We start from the raw sequence: 18850 nt of genomic DNA, 5'->3' as shown, positions 1-18850 counted from the left end.
GGCTCCTTTATGTCAAAACCTCATAACCCAGAAATTCAAAAAATTATTAATGAGTTAAAACAACAATATCAAAATGCTGTTGATGCCTTACGTAATGCTATTATTATGTATGCTCAAGATGGAAAATTACCTGATATAAAACAAAGGGCTGAAGGTCTATTTGCTTATCCGCAATTAACCGTACATTGGTATGGTGATGTTAAAAAAGAAGATAAAACAAGAGCTTATGGGCGTTTATCAAAATCAGGTACTTATTCTACTACTATCACCAATCCAACTTTATTTGAAAATTATTTAACTGAGCAACTGCAACTTATTGCGGATGCTTATCATGTCTCTTTTGAAGTGACGGCCTCAAAACAAGAGATACCATATCCTTTTGTCATTGATGGCACTGGCATTGGTTTTGATCGGTCAATGAGCGCCTCTTTAGCAAAATATTTTCCGACTACCGATCTCTCTAAAATTGGTGATGATATTACCGATGGTTTAATTGATGACAGCGAGCTTTTACCTCTTTCACATTTTGATGCACTACGGACGGATTTTTCTTTGGCTCGTTTAAAGCATTATACCGGAACTTTACCTGAAGATGTGCAACCTTATATTTTATTCACCAATTATAACCGCTATGTGGATGAATTCGTTCGTTGGGCCTGTGCACAAGTTGCTGATAAAAATAGTCCATATTGCGCACTTTCTTGTGCAGGTTTTCAGCAAATAACCGCCGATACGGTTGATCCGGAAAAATTAATTTCTGATCTGACATGGAAAAAATATCAAATGCCCGCCTATCATTTAATTGCAAAAGAAGGGCCGGGAATAACATTAGTGAATATTGGTGTTGGGCCGTCAAACGCCAAAACAATTTGTGATCATCTGGCGGTTTTACGTCCTCATGTTTGGTTAATGATTGGTCATTGTGGAGGCTTAAGAGAAAGCCAATTATTAGGTGATTACGTTTTAGCTCATGCTTATTTACGAGATGATCATATTTTAGATGCTGTATTACCGCCAGATATTCCTATTCCTAATATTGCTGAAGTTCAGCGTGCACTTTATGATGCCACTAAAGCCATTAGCGGTAAGCCTGGACATGAAATCAAACAACGATTAAGAACAGGAACGGTTGTGACAACAGATGATCGCAATTGGGAATTACGTTTTTCAGCAACATCAAGGCGATTTAGTTTAAGTCGAGCCGTTGCCGTGGATATGGAAAGTGCCACTATTGCCGCTCAAGGTTATCGTTTTCGCGTTCCTTATGGCACTTTGTTATGTGTATCTGATAAACCGTTACATGGTGAAATAAAATTACCAGGACAAGCTAATCACTTTTATGAAGGTGCGGTATCAGAGCATTTACAAATAGGTATTCATGCAATTGAGTTATTAAAAGACGAAGAAGATAAATTACATTCTCGTAAATTAAGAACCTTTAATGAGCCGCCATTTAGATAAGCCATAGCTAAAATTAATAAGATGAAAATTTATATACCCAATATCATTGATTGAATTGGGTATATTTTTACAATATAAAAGGCTAAAAACGTAAATGTCGAGCCGCTTTTCTAAGACGATCATCACCACGTCTATCATAGCGCTGTGTAGTCATAATACTGGCATGACCCATGGCATCTTTTACGGTTACAATATCTTCGCCATTATCTAACATTGCAGAGGCAAAAGTGCGTCGCAGATCGTGAGGAGCAAATTTATCAATGCCACTTTCTTGTTGACGTGTCTCTAAAATATAATAAATGGCTTGGTCTGTTATTCGTTCATCCGTTACATCATCAAAGCGGCGAATACGTGTGAAAAGGGCGCCATCTTGTGATCCCCTTATTTCATCGATCCATAATTGAACACGCTCCCAAGTATCTTCTGGCATATAGGATATTCTTTCTTTATTACCTTTTCCTCTAACAATAAAAGCTTGATCACGAAATTGAATATGCTCGTAATTAAGCGCAACAATTTCTGAACGGCGTAATCCACAACCAAGTAGTACACTTAATATGGCCGCATCTCTTAAACCTTTTGAGGAGTGGTCTTTTTCACAACAGCGAAAAAGTGCGCGAATTTCATGTCCAGTAAGCGCTCGACCTTTAGGTAATCGACTGCCTCTTACCGATTTTACTTGGCGAATATGTTGATAGCTTTCTGTATCCATCAACTTCATCGCCCATGCTTCTAAAGCGACACCTTTTAGTGCAGCTAAATAAGTGTTAATCGTGGCGGGTGCTTTATCCGCATCAGATAACATGTCGATAATTGCTTGAATATGGTGGCGGCGAAGTGCTCCCCATTGGCAATGCTTTATTGAAGAGAAGCCAATCATTTTTGCCACGATCGTTAAAAACGATCCCATCGTTTGGCGACTACGTTTAGAGCCTAAACTGCGTAAATAAGCCAGTGCAGGGTTAGTTTGTGTCGGAGAGGTGAAAGTTGCATTGAGATCTAATAATGGTTGTTTTTCCGCTAATACAAGTGATGTTTCTGGTGTTATTTCTTGATCGTCGTGGTGAAAATCCACAGCAATTTCCTTATTAAATCAATATAACTATGCTGAATATTCTAACAGATCTAAAAAAGAAAAAAGCTACTTTTTCAAAGGATCATTTTAATAAGTAGAGGCGATCGTGTTTGTTTTTAGTCCATAACGTTTGTTTTATAAACGGTTTTGGAGTGAAAAGTGAACAGTGGGTTTTACCCATGAAAGGAATAAAGAGATCAAAATAGGGGGATGATCGTGGAAATGGCTTAATATTATGCCCTTGGTTTATCTGTATTTTTAATAACAGTCGCTAAAAACCAAAGGCATAGTTTTAAAATAATGAAGGTTAATCTTTATAAATGGCGACTAGTGGTTTGCCATCATTACCAATGGTGCCTCGATACATTCCCTCAGAGTTAAAGCTCATCGTATAGTTTCCAGATTTGTCTAATACGATAACACCACCACTTCCATTTATCGCTTTTACTTCATCAAGTGCATTTTGTGCCGCTTGCTCTAGTGGTAGTTTTTGATATTTAACTTGGGCTGCAATATTAAATGCGGTCAGCGTTCTAATAAACATTTCACCTGATCCTGTTGCCGATACCGCAACCGTTTCATTATCCGCATAATTACCTGCACCGATAATAGGGGAATCGCCCACACGACCATAACGTTTATTGGTCATTCCACCTGTTGATGTTCCCGCCGCTAAATTACCATGTTGGTCTAATGCAACAGCGCCAACAGTGCCGTATTTATAATCATACATCATCGGATCAGCAAAAAGAGCCGCAGTTTTACCATCATGATCTAATACAACTTGTTCTTTTTCTAATGCTTTTTGTAGTTGTTGCCAACGATATTCAGTACGGAAATAACTCGGATCAACGATGGTTAACCCTTGCTCTTTGGCAAAAAGATCAGCCCCTTGAGAAACCATCATAACATGTGGACTTTTTTCCATTACCGCAATAGCGGCATTAATCGGATTTTTTACTGTGGTAACACCAGCAACAGCACCCGCTTTGCGCGTTTTACCATCCATAATAGAAGCATCAAGTTCGTTTCTACCATCGTGAGTAAAAACAGCACCTTTACCTGCATTAAAAAGAGGAGAGTCTTCCATAACATTAATCGATTTTTGTACAGCTTCAATACTGGTGCCTCCGCTATTTAAAACAGCATATCCAGCATTTAATGCTTCGGTCAGTTTGGCTTTATATTCTTTTTCTTGTTCTGGGGTGATGGTATCTTTAGTTATTGTACCTGCACCACCATGAATAACGAGGCGGATAGGGGCTTGTGTATTATTAGCTAACGCAGAAGAGGCAAAAAGAGTACAAAGGGTAAGTGTAGCGAGCTTATAGTTAATGTTTTTCATATAAACCTTCTCTTAATCGGATTGAGTTGTGTATTTGCAGGGAAGTTATTACTTTAATTGTATATTGTTATTTGATATATAATTATTAACTGCAATAATCACTATATAAAAACTTTACCTAATAAGTGGTCTGATGACAGGCAAAAATAACAAATAATTTTAATTTAAATTAATGCTATAATAATCAAACTGTTATATTTAAGGAGTTTTATGCAATTAATTTAAAATTAAATCTTGCAAATAAAATATTAAAATAAAAGTATGTTGGTTATTATTTATTTTTAACGTTGTTAAATTTATAGCAAAATCAAAAAATAACTAACTTCATCAACATTAAATATGTGACTTCGATCAATTATCGTAACCAAGTGTTATTATTATATTTTGATTTTAATGAAGCTAATGGATGCTAAATTTTATACATTTTGTGTGTTATCTCGAATAATCAAATTTTGATAGTGTATTATGTGATAAAAGTACTACATTAAATTCACACAACACACTATCATATTCTTATTATATTTTATAATTCATATGGTTAACTTTTGTTTTTCTCTTTTTTTATTTTATTTTAATTCGCTTTATATATATAAATGGACTATTTTTAAAGTAGATGAAATAAAATTAAAAATTGTTATTTAACTATTTTCTTACACACAGTAAATCACAAAAAATTGGGTTATTTATGGCAAAAGGAAGGTTAAATAATTTATATGAAAAATCAAAAAACGAATCGTTTTTTTGTTTACGGCATTATTATTGTTGCAATTATTGCAGCAGGTATTTTTTGGTGGAAAACACAAGCACCAGCACTCCCTGATGGGTTTGCTCAAAGTAATGGGAGAATTGAAGCTACTGAAATTGATATTTCAACCAAAACACCAGGAAGAATTGACACTATTTTGGTCAAAGAGGGGGATTTTGTTAAAGCGGGTGAAGTGTTGGCAACAATGGATACTCGTACCTTAAAAGAGCAACTTCATGAAGTTCAAGCCCAACTAGAGCAAGCCAAAAGTAGCGTTATGACGGCAGAGTCGGCACTTTCTCAACGTCAAAGTGAGCAAGTTGCAGCGCAGGCGGTTGTTCGTCAGCGTATTGCAGAGCTTGACGCATCAGTAAAACGCCTTAATCGCTCCCGAGCATTAGTTAAAACAAAAGCAATTTCCATTCAACAACTGGATGATGATATAGCAAGAACCGAAGGGGCTCGTGCTGCTGTTGAAGCTGCAAAAGCACAAGTGACTGCAACTATTGCGGCAATTGATTCGGCAAAGTCTGGAATTATTCAAGCAAAAACTAAAGTTGATGCAGCAACAGCTACCGAACGACGTATTATGGCTGAGTTGGATGATAGTATCTTAAAAGCTCCTCGTAATGGCCGTGTACAATATCGTGTTGCGGAACCCGGTGAAGTGCTAGGCGCTGGCGGTCGAGTGTTAAATATGGTCGACCTTAGTGATGTGTATATGACATTCTTTTTGCCAACTGAAGCCGCTGGCAAAGCAGCCTTAGGCAGTGATGTCCATATTATTTTGGACGCAGCCCCACATATTGTGATCCCTGCGAAAACGACTTATGTTGCCAGTGTTGCACAGTTTACCCCTAAAACGGTTGAAACTGACAATGAACGTTTGAAGCTAATGTTTCGTGTAAGAGCGAGGATCTCCCCTGAGTTACTAGAGAAACACCTTGAATATGTCAAAACAGGTTTACCGGGACGTGCCTATATTCGCTTAGATAATAGCCAACCTTGGCCGACTGATTTAGAGGTGAAATTACCACAATGAGTCAACTAATGAGAACGCAAAGTCATTCTCATATCATTGAATTGACTCATGTATCCCAACATTATGGTGATACCAAAGCACTTGATGATGTGACATTGACTATTCCTGCCGGAAAAATGGTCGGCTTAATAGGCCCGGATGGTGTCGGAAAATCGAGTTTAATTTCTCTTATTTCAGGAGCCAGAGAAATTCAGCAAGGGCAAGTGATAGTACTTAATGGTGATATGAATGATGTTAATCACCGGCGAGCTGTTTGCCCAAAAATTGCCTATATGCCGCAAGGGTTAGGTAAAAATCTTTATCACACACTTTCTGTTTTTGAAAACGTCGATTTCTTTGGTCGCTTATTTGGTCAATCAAAACAAGAGCGAGAAGAGCGCATCAATGATTTACTTGAAAGTACTGGGTTAGCGCCTTTTAAGGATAGACCTGCGGGTAAACTATCTGGTGGTATGAAGCAAAAACTGGGGCTTTGCTGTGCATTAATTCATGATCCACAATTGCTGATCCTTGATGAACCCACCACAGGGGTTGACCCATTATCACGGGCGCAATTTTGGGAGTTAATTAATCGTATTCGTAAACGTCAAACCAATATGAGCGTATTGGTTGCAACGGCTTATATGGAAGAGGCTGAACGCTTTGATTGGCTGGTTGCAATGGATGCAGGTAAGGTTTTAGCCACTGGTCATGCGGAAGAATTAAAGGCGCAAACGGCGACAGATGAATTAGAAGCTGCTTTTATTGAGCTTTTACCGGAAGAAAAACGTAAAAACCATCAAAAAGTGATTATTCCTCCACGGGATAAAAGTGATGACGATATTATCGCCATTGAGGCCAAAGAGTTAACAATGCGCTTTGGTCAGTTTGTTGCTGTTGATCATGTCAGTTTTCGTATTCCTAAAGGCGAAATTTTTGGTTTTCTAGGCTCGAATGGTTGTGGTAAATCCACCACCATGAAAATGCTTACAGGTTTACTTGAGGCAAGTGAAGGGCGCGCTTGGTTATTTGGGCAAGAGGTTGATCCAAAAGATATCGAAACCCGTAAACGTGTTGGTTATATGTCGCAAGCATTCTCACTGTATAGCGAATTAACGGTTCGACAAAATTTAGAGCTACATGCCAAACTCTTTCATATCCCAGAACAGGATATTCCTCAACGTATCAAAGAAATGAGTGAGCGTTTTAATTTGACCGATGTGGAAGATATGATGCCTGATGGTTTACCTTTAGGTATTCGACAACGCTTATCGTTAGCGGTGGCAGTGATCCACAAACCAGAAATGCTGATCCTTGATGAACCCACCTCTGGGGTTGACCCTATCGCTCGAGATATGTTCTGGAAGCTGATGGTTGATCTCTCAAGACGTGACGGTGTCACTATCTTTATCTCTACCCACTTTATGAATGAAGCGGCGCGCTGTGACAGAATGTCTCTGATGCATGCCGGAAAAGTGCTAGTGACAGATACTCCGGCTAATTTAGTGAAAAATAGTCAATTTGATACACTAGAAGAAGTATTTATTGATTATTTGAAAAAAGCATCCGGTGAAACAGAAGCGCCCGATATTGAAGATAAACAGCTACAATTGCCCGCCTCTAGTGAAGAAAGTGCGGAAAAAGCGTTAAAACAACGATTTAGTTTACGCCGTTTATTTAGTTATAGCATTCGTGAAGGGATGGAATTACGCCGTGACCCAGTACGCCTTACCTTAGCATTACTAGGCACGGTAATATTGATGTTTATTATGGGTTACGGCATCAGTATGGATGTTGAAAACCTACGCTTTGCCATTATGGATAGAGATCAAACAGGGCTAAGTCAGGCTTATAGTCAAAACCTATCAGGCTCTCGCTATTTTATTGAAAAAGCGCCGATTACCGATTATAACCAACTTGAGCGTCGTCTCCGCAGTGGTGATATTACTGTTGCGATTGAAATTCCGCCTAATTTTGCTCGAGATGTTGCTAAAGGACATAAAGTAAAAATAGGGGTTTGGATTGATGGCGCGATGCCAAATCGTGCAGAAACTGTCCGTGGATATATTCAGGCAATGCATCTAACTTGGATGTTAGATATGGCCATGCGTCAACCTACCAATATGGTTGATCAATTTTCCCCCATTGATATCGAAACCCGTTATCGCTATAACCCTGATGTAAAAAGTTTACCCGCCATAGTACCTGCGGTTATTCCGTTGTTGTTGATGATGATCCCCGCGATGTTAAGCGCCTTGAGTGTGGTACGTGAAAAAGAGCTAGGCTCTATTATTAATTTATACGTTACTCCAGTCACTAAAGCCGAGTTTTTATTAGGCAAACAGATCCCCTATATTTTATTGGGAATGTTTAACTTTTTTATGCTCTGTGCGCTTTCGGTATTTGTTTTTGGTGTCAGTTTTAAAGGAAGCATGTTGACACTCTCATTAGGGGCGTTGCTTTATATCACTATTGCTACGGGAATGGGATTACTGATTTCTTGTTTTATGAAAAGTCAGATTGCGGCTATTTTTGGTACTTCAATTATTACCTTAATTCCTGCTACACAATTTTCCGGCATGATTGACCCAGTATCATCCTTAGAAGGTATTGGTAAATGGATAGGGCATATTTATCCGACTTCTCACTTTCTTACTATCACTCGAGGAACGTTTTCAAAAGGACTTAACTTATTTGATTTGCCTTGGTCTTTTATTCCGTTACTTATCACGATCCCCATTGTGATTGGGCTGAGTGTCTTTTTCTTGAAAAAGCAGGAGGCTTAAATGTGGCATACCGTACAAAATATTTTTAATTTAGGAATAAAAGAGTTACGAAGTTTATCCCGTGATAAGGCGATGCTGGCATTAATTGTGTTTGCCTTTACCGTATCAATATACTCATCGGCTACTGTAACACCAGGCTCATTACACCATGCGCCGATAGCGGTGGCTGATCAGGATAAATCTCAACTTTCGGCCCGTATTGTCAATAGCTTTTATATGCCTTACTTTTTACCCCCTGCAGATATTACACCCGAGCAGATTGATGGTTTATTAGATAGAGGAACTTATACTTTTGCGTTAGATATTCCGCCTAATTTTCAACGCGATCTACTCGCAGGACGTAAGCCAGAAATTCAAGTCAATATTGATGCAACACGGATGAGCCAAGCTTTCTTAGGAAATAGCTATATTCAAAATATCGTTATGGGAGAAGCGAAAACTTTTCTTGCTAAAGAGCGCACTAACGATCCACTGCCTGTGGATTTAGAAGTTAGAATGAGCTTTAACCCAAACTTAACACAATCTTGGTTTGGCTCAGTTATGGCGATAATCAATAACATTACCATGCTATCTATTGTATTAACCGGGGCGGCACTAATACGAGAGCGAGAGCATGGCACTATTGAGCATTTATTAGTTATGCCTGTCACACCATTTGAGATCATGCTGTCTAAAATATGGTCAATGGGATTGGTTGTATTGTTAGCGTCGGCCATGTCTTTAGTGCTAGTGGTTAAATCACTGCTACATGTGCCGATCGAAGGCTCTGTTTTGTTATTTATGTGTGGGGTCGCGTTAAGTTTATTTGCAACGACATCCATTGGTATTTTCTTAGGCACTATGGCGCGCTCAATGCCACAATTTGGTTTATTGATGATTATGGTATTGTTGCCATTAAATATGTTGTCTGGAGGGATGACCTCAAGAGAGAGTATGCCTCAGTTTGTACAAGATGTGATGCAAACTATGCCAACCACACATTTTGTCAGCCTTGCACAAGCGATATTATATAGAGGCGCAGATTTCTCGATTGTTTGGCCTCAATTTATCGTTTTAATTATTATTGGCTCAGTATTTTTTGCATTGGCACTGTTACGTTTTAGAAAAACGATATCTGCAATGGCTTAGTCGTTCTGATAAACCGAAAAAAGAGACTTAAGGCATAAAACGATAACCGATCCCCGTTTCAGTAATTAAGTGCACTGGACAGGTGGGATCGGTTTCTATTTTCTGACGTAGATGCCCCATATAAATTCGCAAATAATGGCTATGCTCTACAAAGTTAGGCCCCCAAACATGCTGCATTAAATGACGTTGAGTTAATACTTTTCCACTATTGTTGACAAGTTCACTGAGTAGACGAAACTCGGTCGGAGTAAAGTGAATGGGTACGCCTTGGCGAGTGACTATTCTTTTAACCCAATCAATAGTGATATCACCAAATGTAAATTGAGTCGTTTCTGTTTCTTGTTTGACAAAGCGACGTAATGAAGCACGAACCCGAGCTAGTAATTCACTCATACCGAAGGGTTTAGTTAAATAATCATCAGCTCCAGCGTCTAAAGCATCAACTTTATCTTGTTCAGAATCTCTGGCGGATAACACAATAATCGGCGTGCTACTCCATTGACGGAAATCTTGAATAAAGCAAAGCCCATCTTTATCAGGTAATCCCAGATCAAGAATGACTAAATCAGGTTTTCTTGATGCTGCTTCTATTAATCCTCGTTGACATTCTGAGGCGTCATAAACACGAAAACCTTCGTTCTCTAATGCAAGGCGAACGAATCGTAAGATCTCTTTTTCATCTTCAACAATCAATATGTTATATGGCGTCACTGTTTTATTTCAATCTCATCAATATTCGGTAGTGATTTTAAAGGTAAAACAAAGTGAAAACTGGCTCCACCTTTTTTATTATTTTCAGCCCAAATTTTACCTTCATGTAAGTGGATAATAGCACTGCAAATAGCAAGCCCCAGCCCAACCCCCGGAATGGCGGACTCTTTTACTGCACGTGAAAATTTATTAAAAATAAGCTGCAATTGTTCAGTGGGAATACCTGCGCCTTCATCCCAAACTTCAACATGAATTTGATCCTCTTCAACCGTAGCTTTTATGCCTAATTTAGTTTGTGATGCGGTATATTTGACTGCATTTTCTAACAAATTAGTTAACACGCGCTCAATTAACAGACTATCGCAATAGAGTAATAAATCAGCTGGAATATCAATTTGTAATGGGTGTTTATCAAGTAAATAAGAGAGTGAACGTATTGCACTTCCAGCAATTTCTTGCAGTAAATTCCACTGCAAGTTGACTTGGATCCCACCTGATTGAATACGTGCCATATCCAGCAAATTGTTGACTAAGCGGGAGGTCGTCAAAATTTGTTGGCGGATCTGACTGACTTGTTCAGTATGAGCAGAGCCTTCAGCACTTAAGTCTAGAAGAAGAATTTCAGACTGGCCAAACAGGACGGTAAGTGGTGTTTTTAGATCATGAGAAAGGGCGGCTAAGAGCGCATTTCTTAATTGTTCTCGTTCTATATTAATACGAGATTGTTCGGCCATTTCCGCCTGTTGTAACCGTTCAAGAGCATTGGCAATTAGGCCATTAAATGTCTGTAGGAGTTGCTGTTGTTCAGGAATAAGTACTTGGCGTAGATTATTTGGCTCAATCGCTAAAATCGCTAATACTTGTTGAGATGCGCTAATAGGGTGCAACTGATAAGGGACACTAGGTAGGGTATCCGTTCCTGCACCTGCGATTTGATCTTTATCCCAACACCAACGGGCAATACCACTATCAATGGGAAGTTGTCCCATACCTTCAGCATTGTATGGCATTAATTCACCATGATGATTAGGCATTAATAAACAAACTTTGGCATCAAAAGCACTTGATAAAAAATGATAACTAGTACGTACCACTTCTTGTAAAGTCAGTGCCCGACTCAGCTCTCGGGTCATTTCAAATAAATGACGAGTGCGTTGTTCTCTATAACGAGCAACCCGGGTTTGATAACGCATTCCCGCAGTTAAATTACCCACCACTAACCCAACAATGAGCATTACGGAAAAAGTCACTAAATACTGCATATCTAATACAGCCAGTGAAAAATGCGGTTGCACAAAGAACAAATCAAAGCTTATCACATTGATTAAAGCAGCAAAAATAGAAGGGCGACGACCAAAAAATAGCGCGATAAGAACAACGCCTAATAAATAAAGAGTAACTAAATTTGCCTTATCTAACGCTAACAAAAAAGTACGTGAAAAAAGCGTAATAGCTAGACATAAACCAATAGCTGTTAGATAGCCTTTAAGATTTTGGCGCCATTTATCATTTTGTGGCACAAATGTTTTTGTTTTATAACGCGGCTCTTCTTCATTTAAAGCGACACTGATAACATGTAAGTCAGGTGCATAACGCGCTAACCTTTCTGCGAAACGCATGCGAACCCAACGTTTTAACCATTGCCACTTTTGATAGGGGCGTTGACCGATAATCACCTTGCCTAAATTATGCTCTCTGGCATAGCGGATCACCGCTTTTTCCGCTTGATTATCAGAAAGGATCGCCGTTCTTGCCCCTAGGTGTTGTGCTAACTTGAGGGAATGTAAAATAGCACGGCGTTTATGCTCACCTATCTGATGTAGCTTTGGTGTTTCAACATAAATAGCATGCCATTGGCAACCAAAAGCAGCAGCATAACGAGCAGCAGTACGCACTAATTTATCATTTCTTCCATGAGCACCAAGACAAACCATTAAACTATCAGTAGTATGCCAAACAGGCGTACCACCTTGGCTATCACGGAATTCTTTTACTTGGGAATCAACGCGATCTGCCATCCGTCTTAGGGCAAGCTCTCGTAATGCAATCAAATTACCTTTACGAAAAAAATGCTCTATTGCACGCTCTGCTTGTCCTGCCAGATAAACTTTGCCTTCATTTAAGCGCTGTTGTAGGTCGTCTGGTGGTAAGTCGACCATAACTACTTCATCGGCATTATCAAAGATATAATCAGGAATCGTCTCTTGAACGCGAATGCCAGTAATACTACCAACAATATCATTAAGACTTTCAATATGTTGTACATTAATGGTGGTTAAAACATCGATGCCCGCATCAAGTAACTCTTCAACATCTTGCCAACGTTTTGGATGGCGACATTTATGTGGATTACTAAAAGCCAATTCATCCATTAAGATCACCGCAGGATGTCTTGCTAAGGCCCCATCTAAATTAAAGGCAGAGAGCTTTCTACCACGATAATGTAATTTTAATGGCGGTAATAACGGTAATCCCTCAAGTTGTTGTGCCGTTTCTTGGCGCTGATGGGTTTCTACAACCCCAGCTAAGACATCAATACCTTGCTGATGTAAACGTTGAGCTTCTTGTAACATGGCGTAGGTTTTACCTACGCCGGCACAGGCACCAAAAAAGATCTTTAATCGTCCTCGATGGGGTGCTCGCGTTAATGCCAGCAAATCATCAGGAGAAGGGCGTTGCCACTGCGGAGCTTGTTCCATTTTATTACCCGCTCACTTTATTGTTTTTTTCTGCACTCAATCTATCAAGTGCCTGATTGAGTTTAAAGACATTCACCACAGGTTCACCTAAAAATGGTATTAATGGCGATGTCGTATTTTCTGTAATTAATTGTTTTATTTCATTTATTGTGAATTGACGTAATAACGCAATATGCGGTGCTTGGTAATAAGCGGCAGCCAATGAAATATGAGGATCAAGCCCACTGGCGGAAGCGGTCACTAAATCAACAGGAACGACTTGATGATTATCAACCCTTTTTTGCCATAAACGAACACCTGCAGCCACTTTCTCGCTTAAGAGTGGATTTGATGTAGCAAGTTGGCTAGCGCCGGAAGCCATACTATTGTAAGGCATTTCACTTGTCATTGAGGGGCGACCTTGAAAGTAATCGGCTCGATTAAATGACTGTCCAATCAATTCAGAGCCAATCAGTTTATCGTCCTGATAAACCAGTGAACCATTTGCTTGCCAAGGAAAAAACAATTGAGCTAATCCGGTTATAAATAAAGGATAGGCTAATCCAGTGATAAGTGTCAGTAATACTAACATCACTAAAGATGAACGAAAAAGATGCATAGTATTCTCCTTAAAGCCCAATAATAGCTAAAATCATATCGATGAGTTTAATGCCTAAAAAAGGAACAATTAACCCACTTATTCCGTATAAAGAGAGATTACGGCGTAATAATGAATGAGCAGAAACAGGACGATAATGCACACCTTTCAACGCTAAAGGGATCAAAAAGACGATGATCAAAGCATTAAAAATAACGGCTGATAACATCGCGGATGCCGGGGAGTGTAATCCCATAATATTGAGCATATTCAATTGCGGATATGTCACCGCAAAAGCTGCGGGAATAATGGCAAAATATTTTGCGATATCATTGGCAATACTAAAGGTGGTTAGGGCGCCACGGGTCATAAGCATTTGTTTACCAATATGAACGACTTCAATTAATTTGGTGGGATTTGAGTCCAAATCAACCATATTGCCTGCTTCTTTAGCGGCTTGCGTTCCTGAATTCATGGCCACAGCAACATCGGCTTGCGCTAAAGCCGGCGCATCATTAGTACCATCTCCGGTCATAGCGACAAGTCGACCTTCTGATTGATATTGACGGATCAACGCCAGTTTAGCCTCTGGAGTGGCTTGCGCAAGAAAATCATCTACACCGGACTCGGCAGCAATGGCCGCCGCAGTAAGATGGTTATCACCGGTGATCATCACGGTTTTAATGCCCATTTGGCGAAGTTGAGCAAAGCGCTCTTTGATACCCCCTTTGACGATATCTTTAAGTTCAACTACACCAAGGATATTTTGATTTTCAACGACGACTAATGGCGTAGCACCAGCTCTTGCGACTTGCTCGACTATGGTGTTGACTTCTTCGGGAAAATGACTATGACTAACTTCGATATGGCGACGAATAGCATCAACCGAGCCTTTACGTATAATACGCTCGCCAATATTTACGCCACTCATTCTGGTCATCGCTGAGAATGGAACAAAAGAGGCTCCCATCGAAGTTAAATCTCGTTCACGTAAATTAAAGCGCTGTTTGGCTAATATAACGATGCTACGACCCTCAGGTGTTTCATCTGCTAAAGAGCTTAATTGCGCCGCATCTGCCAATTGTTTTTCAGTTATTCCTGATAGAGGAATAAAACGAGAAGCTTGGCGATTACCTAAAGTAATTGTCCCTGTTTTATCGAGTAATAAAACATCAACGTCTCCTGCGGCTTCTACTGCACGTCCACTCGTCGCGATCACATTAGCGTCTAACATCCGGCTCATACCTGCCACACCAATAGAAGAGAGTAGTCCGCCGATGGTTGTAGGGATCAGACAAACTAATAATGCGATTAACGTTACAACAGAAATAACCTCACCATGCTCTTGGAATTGCACGGCAAACACACTAAAAGGATAGAGTGTGGTACAAGCGAATAAAAAGATCAGCGTTAGGGCCGTTAATAAAATAGTTAATGCAATTTCATTCGGCGTTTTTCTGCGTTTAGCCCCTTCCACCATACCAATCATACGATCGAGGAAAGAATTACCTGCTTCAGCACTACAACGAATAATCAACCAGTCAGATAACACACGAGTCCCTCCAGTAACAGAAGAAAAATCGCCACCTGACTCACGAATAACGGGAGCTGATTCACCGGTGATCGCACTTTCATCAACAGAAGCGCCACCTTCAATCACTTCACCATCACAAGGAATTACCTCGCCAGCATTGACCAAAACAATATCGCCTTTATGTAATAAAAGTGAATCAATGATTTCTTGGGGAGCGTGAAGATCAGCATGCTGTAAGCGCACCGCTTTAGATTGTTGTTTCGCACCTCGTAAGCTTGCCGCCTGTGCTTTACTACGACTTTCTGCTAAAGATTCAGCAAAATTGGCAAATAGTAGGGTTATCCATAACCAAAGCATGACTTGAAAAGTAAAATGATTATCTGGTGGTAGATACCCCAGTAAAACGGCAAACCAAATACCCGTAGTGAGTAGTGCACCAACATAAACAATAAACATCACCGGATTATGCCATTGCGCTTGAGGGGTGCATTTTTTGATAGCATCCAAGAAAGCCGACATCATTGTTTTTCTATTAAAAAGAGGTGTTTTTTTCATGATGAGTGTCCTTATTTAGCCCATAACAACTGTAAATGCTCAGCAATAGGGCCTAGTGCTAATGCCGGAACAAAGGTGAGTGCACCAATCATTATTACTGTGAGGAACAATAGAAAAATAAATAGCGGTGAAGTAGTGGACAATGTGGCTAAACTTTCAGCTTGGCGTTTTTTTATTGCCAAACTACCGGCGATAGCTAAGACAGGCAACATGACACCAAAACGTCCGACAAGCATAGTGATACCTAATAACAGATTATAAAAAACAGAATTAGCATTCAGTCCGGCGAAAGCACTGCCATTGTTATTGGCAGCTGAAGTAAAAGCGTATAAAACTTCACTAAAACCATGAGGACCAGGATTTAAAATCGCTTCGCGACCTACTTCGCTAAAGAGGGCAAGTGTTGTACCTAATAAGGTGATTGCTGGTGATATTAAAATAGCGACAGCAACCCATTTCATTTCTGCTACACCAATTTTTTTGCCGAGATATTCAGGTGCTCGACCCACCATTAATCCAGCGATAAAAACAGCTAACAAAACATACAAGATCATGCCATAAAAACCAGAACCAACACCGCCGAAGATGACTTCTCCAGTTTGCATTAACCACATAGGAACCATACCTCCTAATGCAGTTAATGAATCATGCATGGCATTTACTGCACCACAAGAAGCGGCTGTAGTGACGGCAACAAATAACGCACTGCCTATTAAACCAAAACGACTCTCTTTACCTTCCATATTTAATGAACTATCCGCACCCATTAAAGTAAATTGTGGGTTACCTCGCCATTCAGCCCAAACAATTACGCTAACCGCAACAATAAAAATCAATGTCATTACCCAAAGTAAGGTATAGCCTTGCCGTTGTGTACCACTCAGTCGGCCAAAGGCGAAGCATAGCGCGGTAGGTAACAGGAATATGGCAAGTATTTGCAAAAAGTTACTGAAAGAGGTTGGGTTTTCATAAGGATGAGCAGAGTTTGCTGCAAAATAGCCTCCTCCATTGGTTCCTAACAGTTTAATTGCCTCTTGAGAAGCAACGGGGCCCATTGGTAACCATTGCTGATTTTCAAGTCCTTGGCTTAATAGCGCGGGATGGAAATTTTGGATCACGCCTTGGCTAACAAATAACAGTGACCAAATAATGGCTAAAGGTAGTAACAGATATAGGGTAATACGACCAATATCTACCCAAGCATTACCAATGGAATGGCAAGAAGATTGTGTTAATGCTCTGATCAATACAAAGGCAACAGCGATCCCCGTTGTTGCTGATAAGAAATTTTGTACTGTAAGCCCCATCATTTGGCTTAAATAGCTGACGGCTGTTTCACCGCTATAGGCCTGCCAATTGGTATTAGTAATAAAACTAATGGTGGTATTTAATGCTAAATCCCAACTCATATTAGGTGCAAACTGTGGATTTAAAGGTAAATAACCTTGATTAAGTAAAATTACCAATAATAAAAATGCTCCCATTGAGTTAAAAATTAACAGGGCGAACATATAGTGATACCAACTCATAGGCTGAATTGCTTTGCCGGCAGGTTTAAAACCACAGCTACGCCAAATAACCTGTTCTGTTTTTGTTACCCAACGAGGTAAATCACCTTCTATGAGACGAGCAAGATAATTGCCAATCACTTTTCCCATAATCAGTAAGACGGTGAGAAAAACGGCAATATAGATCAACGTTGTTGTTGCCATTTTTAAAATGCCTCTGCATGAAACAACACATAAATAAGATAAGCAGTGAGCACAATCACTAATGCCACAGCACCGAATATCAACATTTGAACTATCCTTTTGTGATTTAGATTGAGTAAAGCTACTGAAAGAGGTGTAAAGATGTTGATAAAAGCGCTATGGCGGATGTAAAAAAAGTATAAAAATGCTGACCAAACCTAAATCAAGGCTTAATGGTGGAATATTTTATTCCTCAATGGGTTGAAATAATGCCATCCCTTTGTTAGATGTAATAAATAGTCGAATAATCTGCTGATTAAGCAGGCTGAAAATACCCCTTCACGAGGAGAGATTGAATGAATGCTATCTATTTAAAGACCAAGTGGTTTTTCTACTTCTTAGGCCTATTAATGGTTTCATCTATCTTTATGGTAAAAGCAATGGCAAATTCTGATAAAGCAGATCTAGTAACACTGGCACAAGAGGGAAACTTGCCAGAATTAAAGCGCCAGATAGCGCAAGGAGAGAATATTGAACAACGAGATATCAAATTGCGTACACCGCTAATGGCGGCTACTCATGCGAATCAAATTGAGGTGGCAAAATACCTGATTGAACAAGGGGCTAACGTCAATGCCCGCGATGCTATCTATGATTCACCTTATCTTTATGCTGGAGCGAGAGGATTGCAGGAAATTTTAGCTTTAACCTTAGCTCATGGCGCAGATCTGAATAGCATCAACCGTTATGGTGGTACGGCATTGATTCCTGCGGCGGAGCGCGGCCATGTTGCCACAGTAAAAACCTTGATTGATGCCGGTGTGGATGTCAATCATGTTAATCGCCTTGGTTGGACTGCGTTAATTGAAGCCATTATTTTAGGTGATGGAAGTCAAAAATATGCAGATATCGTGACGTTGCTGATCGATGGTGGGGCGGATGTTAATTTGGCTGATGGATCTGGACGTACACCATTAACCTTAGCGAAAGATAAAGGCTATACCAATATCATCAATATTCTTCAACAAGCAGGGGCAAAATAATGTCAGATAAGCAATTTATACAGCAAGCCATTTCGCTTGCCACAGAGAATGTGAAAGTTGGTGGGCGTCCCTTTGGCGCGGTGATCGTGAAAAATGGCCAAGTGATTGCTCATGCTGTTAATCAAATTACAGCGACAAATGATCCAACTGCACATGCAGAATTATTAGCATTACGAGAAGCCGGAAAAGTGTTAGGACGAGCAAAATTGGATGATTGTGTGGTTTATGCCAGTGGTCAACCTTGTCCAATGTGTTTGGCGGCTATGCGTATGGCGGGGATCTCACAAATATTTTATGCTTACTCTAATGATGATGCCCAGCCTTATGGATTATCGACAGCCAATATTGCTAAGGCATTAAGAGTCGCTCCGGAGCAACAAGAAGGGTTGCAATTTGTGCAAATAAAACCTGAAGACGAAAAACAACCGGCACTTTATCAGCTGTGGTCTCAACAATCTTAACTAAAAATAACAGCCCAA

Annotated in this window: 13 protein-coding genes; 6 read left to right on the top strand and 7 right to left on the bottom strand. The window is 39.8% G+C overall.

Annotated features, from left to right (window positions below; translation table 11 throughout):
• Positions 1 to 9: 9 nt before the first annotated feature.
• Positions 10 to 1461, top strand: a complete 1452-nt coding sequence (locus tag AACV00_RS04080) for an AMP nucleosidase (protein WP_004248038.1) — start codon at positions 10 to 12, stop codon at positions 1459 to 1461.
• An 82-nt stretch (positions 1462 to 1543) separates the two neighbouring features.
• Here AACV00_RS04080 and AACV00_RS04075 read toward each other — a convergent pair whose 3' ends face one another.
• Positions 1544 to 2536, bottom strand: a complete 993-nt coding sequence (locus tag AACV00_RS04075; protein ID WP_004251263.1) for a tyrosine-type recombinase/integrase — start codon at positions 2534 to 2536, stop codon at positions 1544 to 1546.
• 307 nt (positions 2537 to 2843) lie between these two features.
• The gene (locus tag AACV00_RS04070; RefSeq protein ID WP_004242876.1) at positions 2844 to 3881 is read right to left on the bottom strand and encodes an isoaspartyl peptidase/L-asparaginase family protein; all 1038 of its coding nucleotides are present in this window, start codon (positions 3879 to 3881) and stop codon (positions 2844 to 2846) included.
• Between the two features lie 713 nt (positions 3882 to 4594).
• On the opposite strand from AACV00_RS04070, the gene AACV00_RS04065 reads away from it, so the two are divergent.
• Genes AACV00_RS04065 through AACV00_RS04055 form a run of 3 tightly spaced genes read left to right on the top strand, consistent with a single transcriptional unit; the run spans position 4595 to position 9561 of the window.
• Positions 4595 to 5668: an HlyD family secretion protein gene (locus tag AACV00_RS04065; protein ID WP_004242877.1), complete on the top strand. Its 1074-nt coding sequence runs from the start codon at positions 4595 to 4597 to the stop codon at positions 5666 to 5668.
• A complete protein-coding gene (rbbA, locus tag AACV00_RS04060; RefSeq protein WP_080591811.1) occupies positions 5665 to 8433 on the top strand; it encodes a ribosome-associated ATPase/putative transporter RbbA in 2769 nt (922 codons plus the stop codon). Before AACV00_RS04065 ends, rbbA begins: the two co-directional genes overlap by 4 nt.
• Entirely contained in the window at positions 8434 to 9561 is a 1128-nt protein-coding gene (locus AACV00_RS04055) for an ABC transporter permease (protein WP_004242881.1), read from the top strand.
• A 27-nt stretch (positions 9562 to 9588) separates the two neighbouring features.
• On the opposite strand, the gene kdpE is transcribed toward AACV00_RS04055, so the two are convergent.
• From kdpE to kdpA, 5 genes are read right to left on the bottom strand one after another with little or no spacing between them, the layout of a single operon-like run.
• Complete coding sequence (gene kdpE / locus AACV00_RS04050) at positions 9589 to 10272, bottom strand: two-component system response regulator KdpE (protein WP_004242882.1); 684 nt, start codon at positions 10270 to 10272, stop codon at positions 9589 to 9591.
• Positions 10269 to 12971 carry a two-component system sensor histidine kinase KdpD gene (gene kdpD, locus AACV00_RS04045; RefSeq protein WP_036971957.1) on the bottom strand — a complete coding sequence of 901 codons (2703 nt, stop codon included), beginning with the start codon at positions 12969 to 12971 and terminating at the stop codon, positions 10269 to 10271. Before kdpD ends, kdpE begins: the two co-directional genes overlap by 4 nt.
• Before the next feature lie 4 nt (positions 12972 to 12975).
• Positions 12976 to 13569 (bottom strand): potassium-transporting ATPase subunit KdpC, encoded by a 594-nt coding sequence (kdpC, locus tag AACV00_RS04040; RefSeq protein ID WP_004248042.1) that lies wholly within the window; start codon positions 13567 to 13569, stop codon positions 12976 to 12978.
• Between the two features lie 10 nt (positions 13570 to 13579).
• Positions 13580 to 15637 carry a potassium-transporting ATPase subunit KdpB gene (gene kdpB, locus AACV00_RS04035; protein WP_161679985.1) on the bottom strand — a complete coding sequence of 686 codons (2058 nt, stop codon included), beginning with the start codon at positions 15635 to 15637 and terminating at the stop codon, positions 13580 to 13582.
• An 11-nt stretch (positions 15638 to 15648) separates the two neighbouring features.
• The gene (kdpA, locus tag AACV00_RS04030; RefSeq protein WP_088207217.1) at positions 15649 to 17349 is read right to left on the bottom strand and encodes a potassium-transporting ATPase subunit KdpA; all 1701 of its coding nucleotides are present in this window, start codon (positions 17347 to 17349) and stop codon (positions 15649 to 15651) included.
• Between the two features lie 335 nt (positions 17350 to 17684).
• On the opposite strand from kdpA, the gene AACV00_RS04025 reads away from it, so the two are divergent.
• Together AACV00_RS04025 and AACV00_RS04020 are read left to right on the top strand one after the other, a co-directional pair.
• On the top strand, positions 17685 to 18371 hold the full coding sequence (locus AACV00_RS04025; protein ID WP_004242887.1) for an ankyrin repeat domain-containing protein: 687 nt from the start codon (positions 17685 to 17687) through the stop codon (positions 18369 to 18371).
• Entirely contained in the window at positions 18371 to 18832 is a 462-nt protein-coding gene (locus tag AACV00_RS04020) for a nucleoside deaminase (protein WP_004242888.1), read from the top strand. Before AACV00_RS04025 ends, AACV00_RS04020 begins: the two co-directional genes overlap by 1 nt.
• Positions 18833 to 18850: the final 18 nt, after the last annotated feature.

The organism is Proteus sp. G3927, from assembly GCF_963894685.1.
Classification (GTDB): Bacteria; Pseudomonadota; Gammaproteobacteria; order Enterobacterales; family Enterobacteriaceae; genus Proteus; species Proteus mirabilis.
Note: the sequence above shows the minus strand (reverse complement) of the source record. Positions and strands in the feature narration are given on the sequence as shown.

Bases quoted from the DNA above. Each gene is read 5' to 3' on its own strand.
- AACV00_RS04055 (WP_004242881.1), top strand. From the start codon at position 8,434: ATGTGGCATACCGTACAAAATATTTTTAATTTAGGAATAAAAGAGTTA.
- AACV00_RS04070 (WP_004242876.1), bottom strand. From the start codon at position 3,881: ATGAAAAACATTAACTATAAGCTCGCTACACTTACCCTTTGTACTCTT.
- AACV00_RS04065 (WP_004242877.1), top strand. From the start codon at position 4,595: ATGAAAAATCAAAAAACGAATCGTTTTTTTGTTTACGGCATTATTATT.
- AACV00_RS04080 (WP_004248038.1), top strand. From the start codon at position 10: ATGTCAAAACCTCATAACCCAGAAATTCAAAAAATTATTAATGAGTTA.
- rbbA (WP_080591811.1), top strand. From the start codon at position 5,665: ATGAGTCAACTAATGAGAACGCAAAGTCATTCTCATATCATTGAATTG.
- AACV00_RS04025 (WP_004242887.1), top strand. From the start codon at position 17,685: ATGAATGCTATCTATTTAAAGACCAAGTGGTTTTTCTACTTCTTAGGC.
- kdpA (WP_088207217.1), bottom strand. From the start codon at position 17,349: ATGGCAACAACAACGTTGATCTATATTGCCGTTTTTCTCACCGTCTTA.
- kdpD (WP_036971957.1), bottom strand. From the start codon at position 12,971: ATGGAACAAGCTCCGCAGTGGCAACGCCCTTCTCCTGATGATTTGCTG.
- kdpB (WP_161679985.1), bottom strand. From the start codon at position 15,637: ATGAAAAAAACACCTCTTTTTAATAGAAAAACAATGATGTCGGCTTTC.
- AACV00_RS04020 (WP_004242888.1), top strand. From the start codon at position 18,371: ATGTCAGATAAGCAATTTATACAGCAAGCCATTTCGCTTGCCACAGAG.
- kdpC (WP_004248042.1), bottom strand. From the start codon at position 13,569: ATGCATCTTTTTCGTTCATCTTTAGTGATGTTAGTATTACTGACACTT.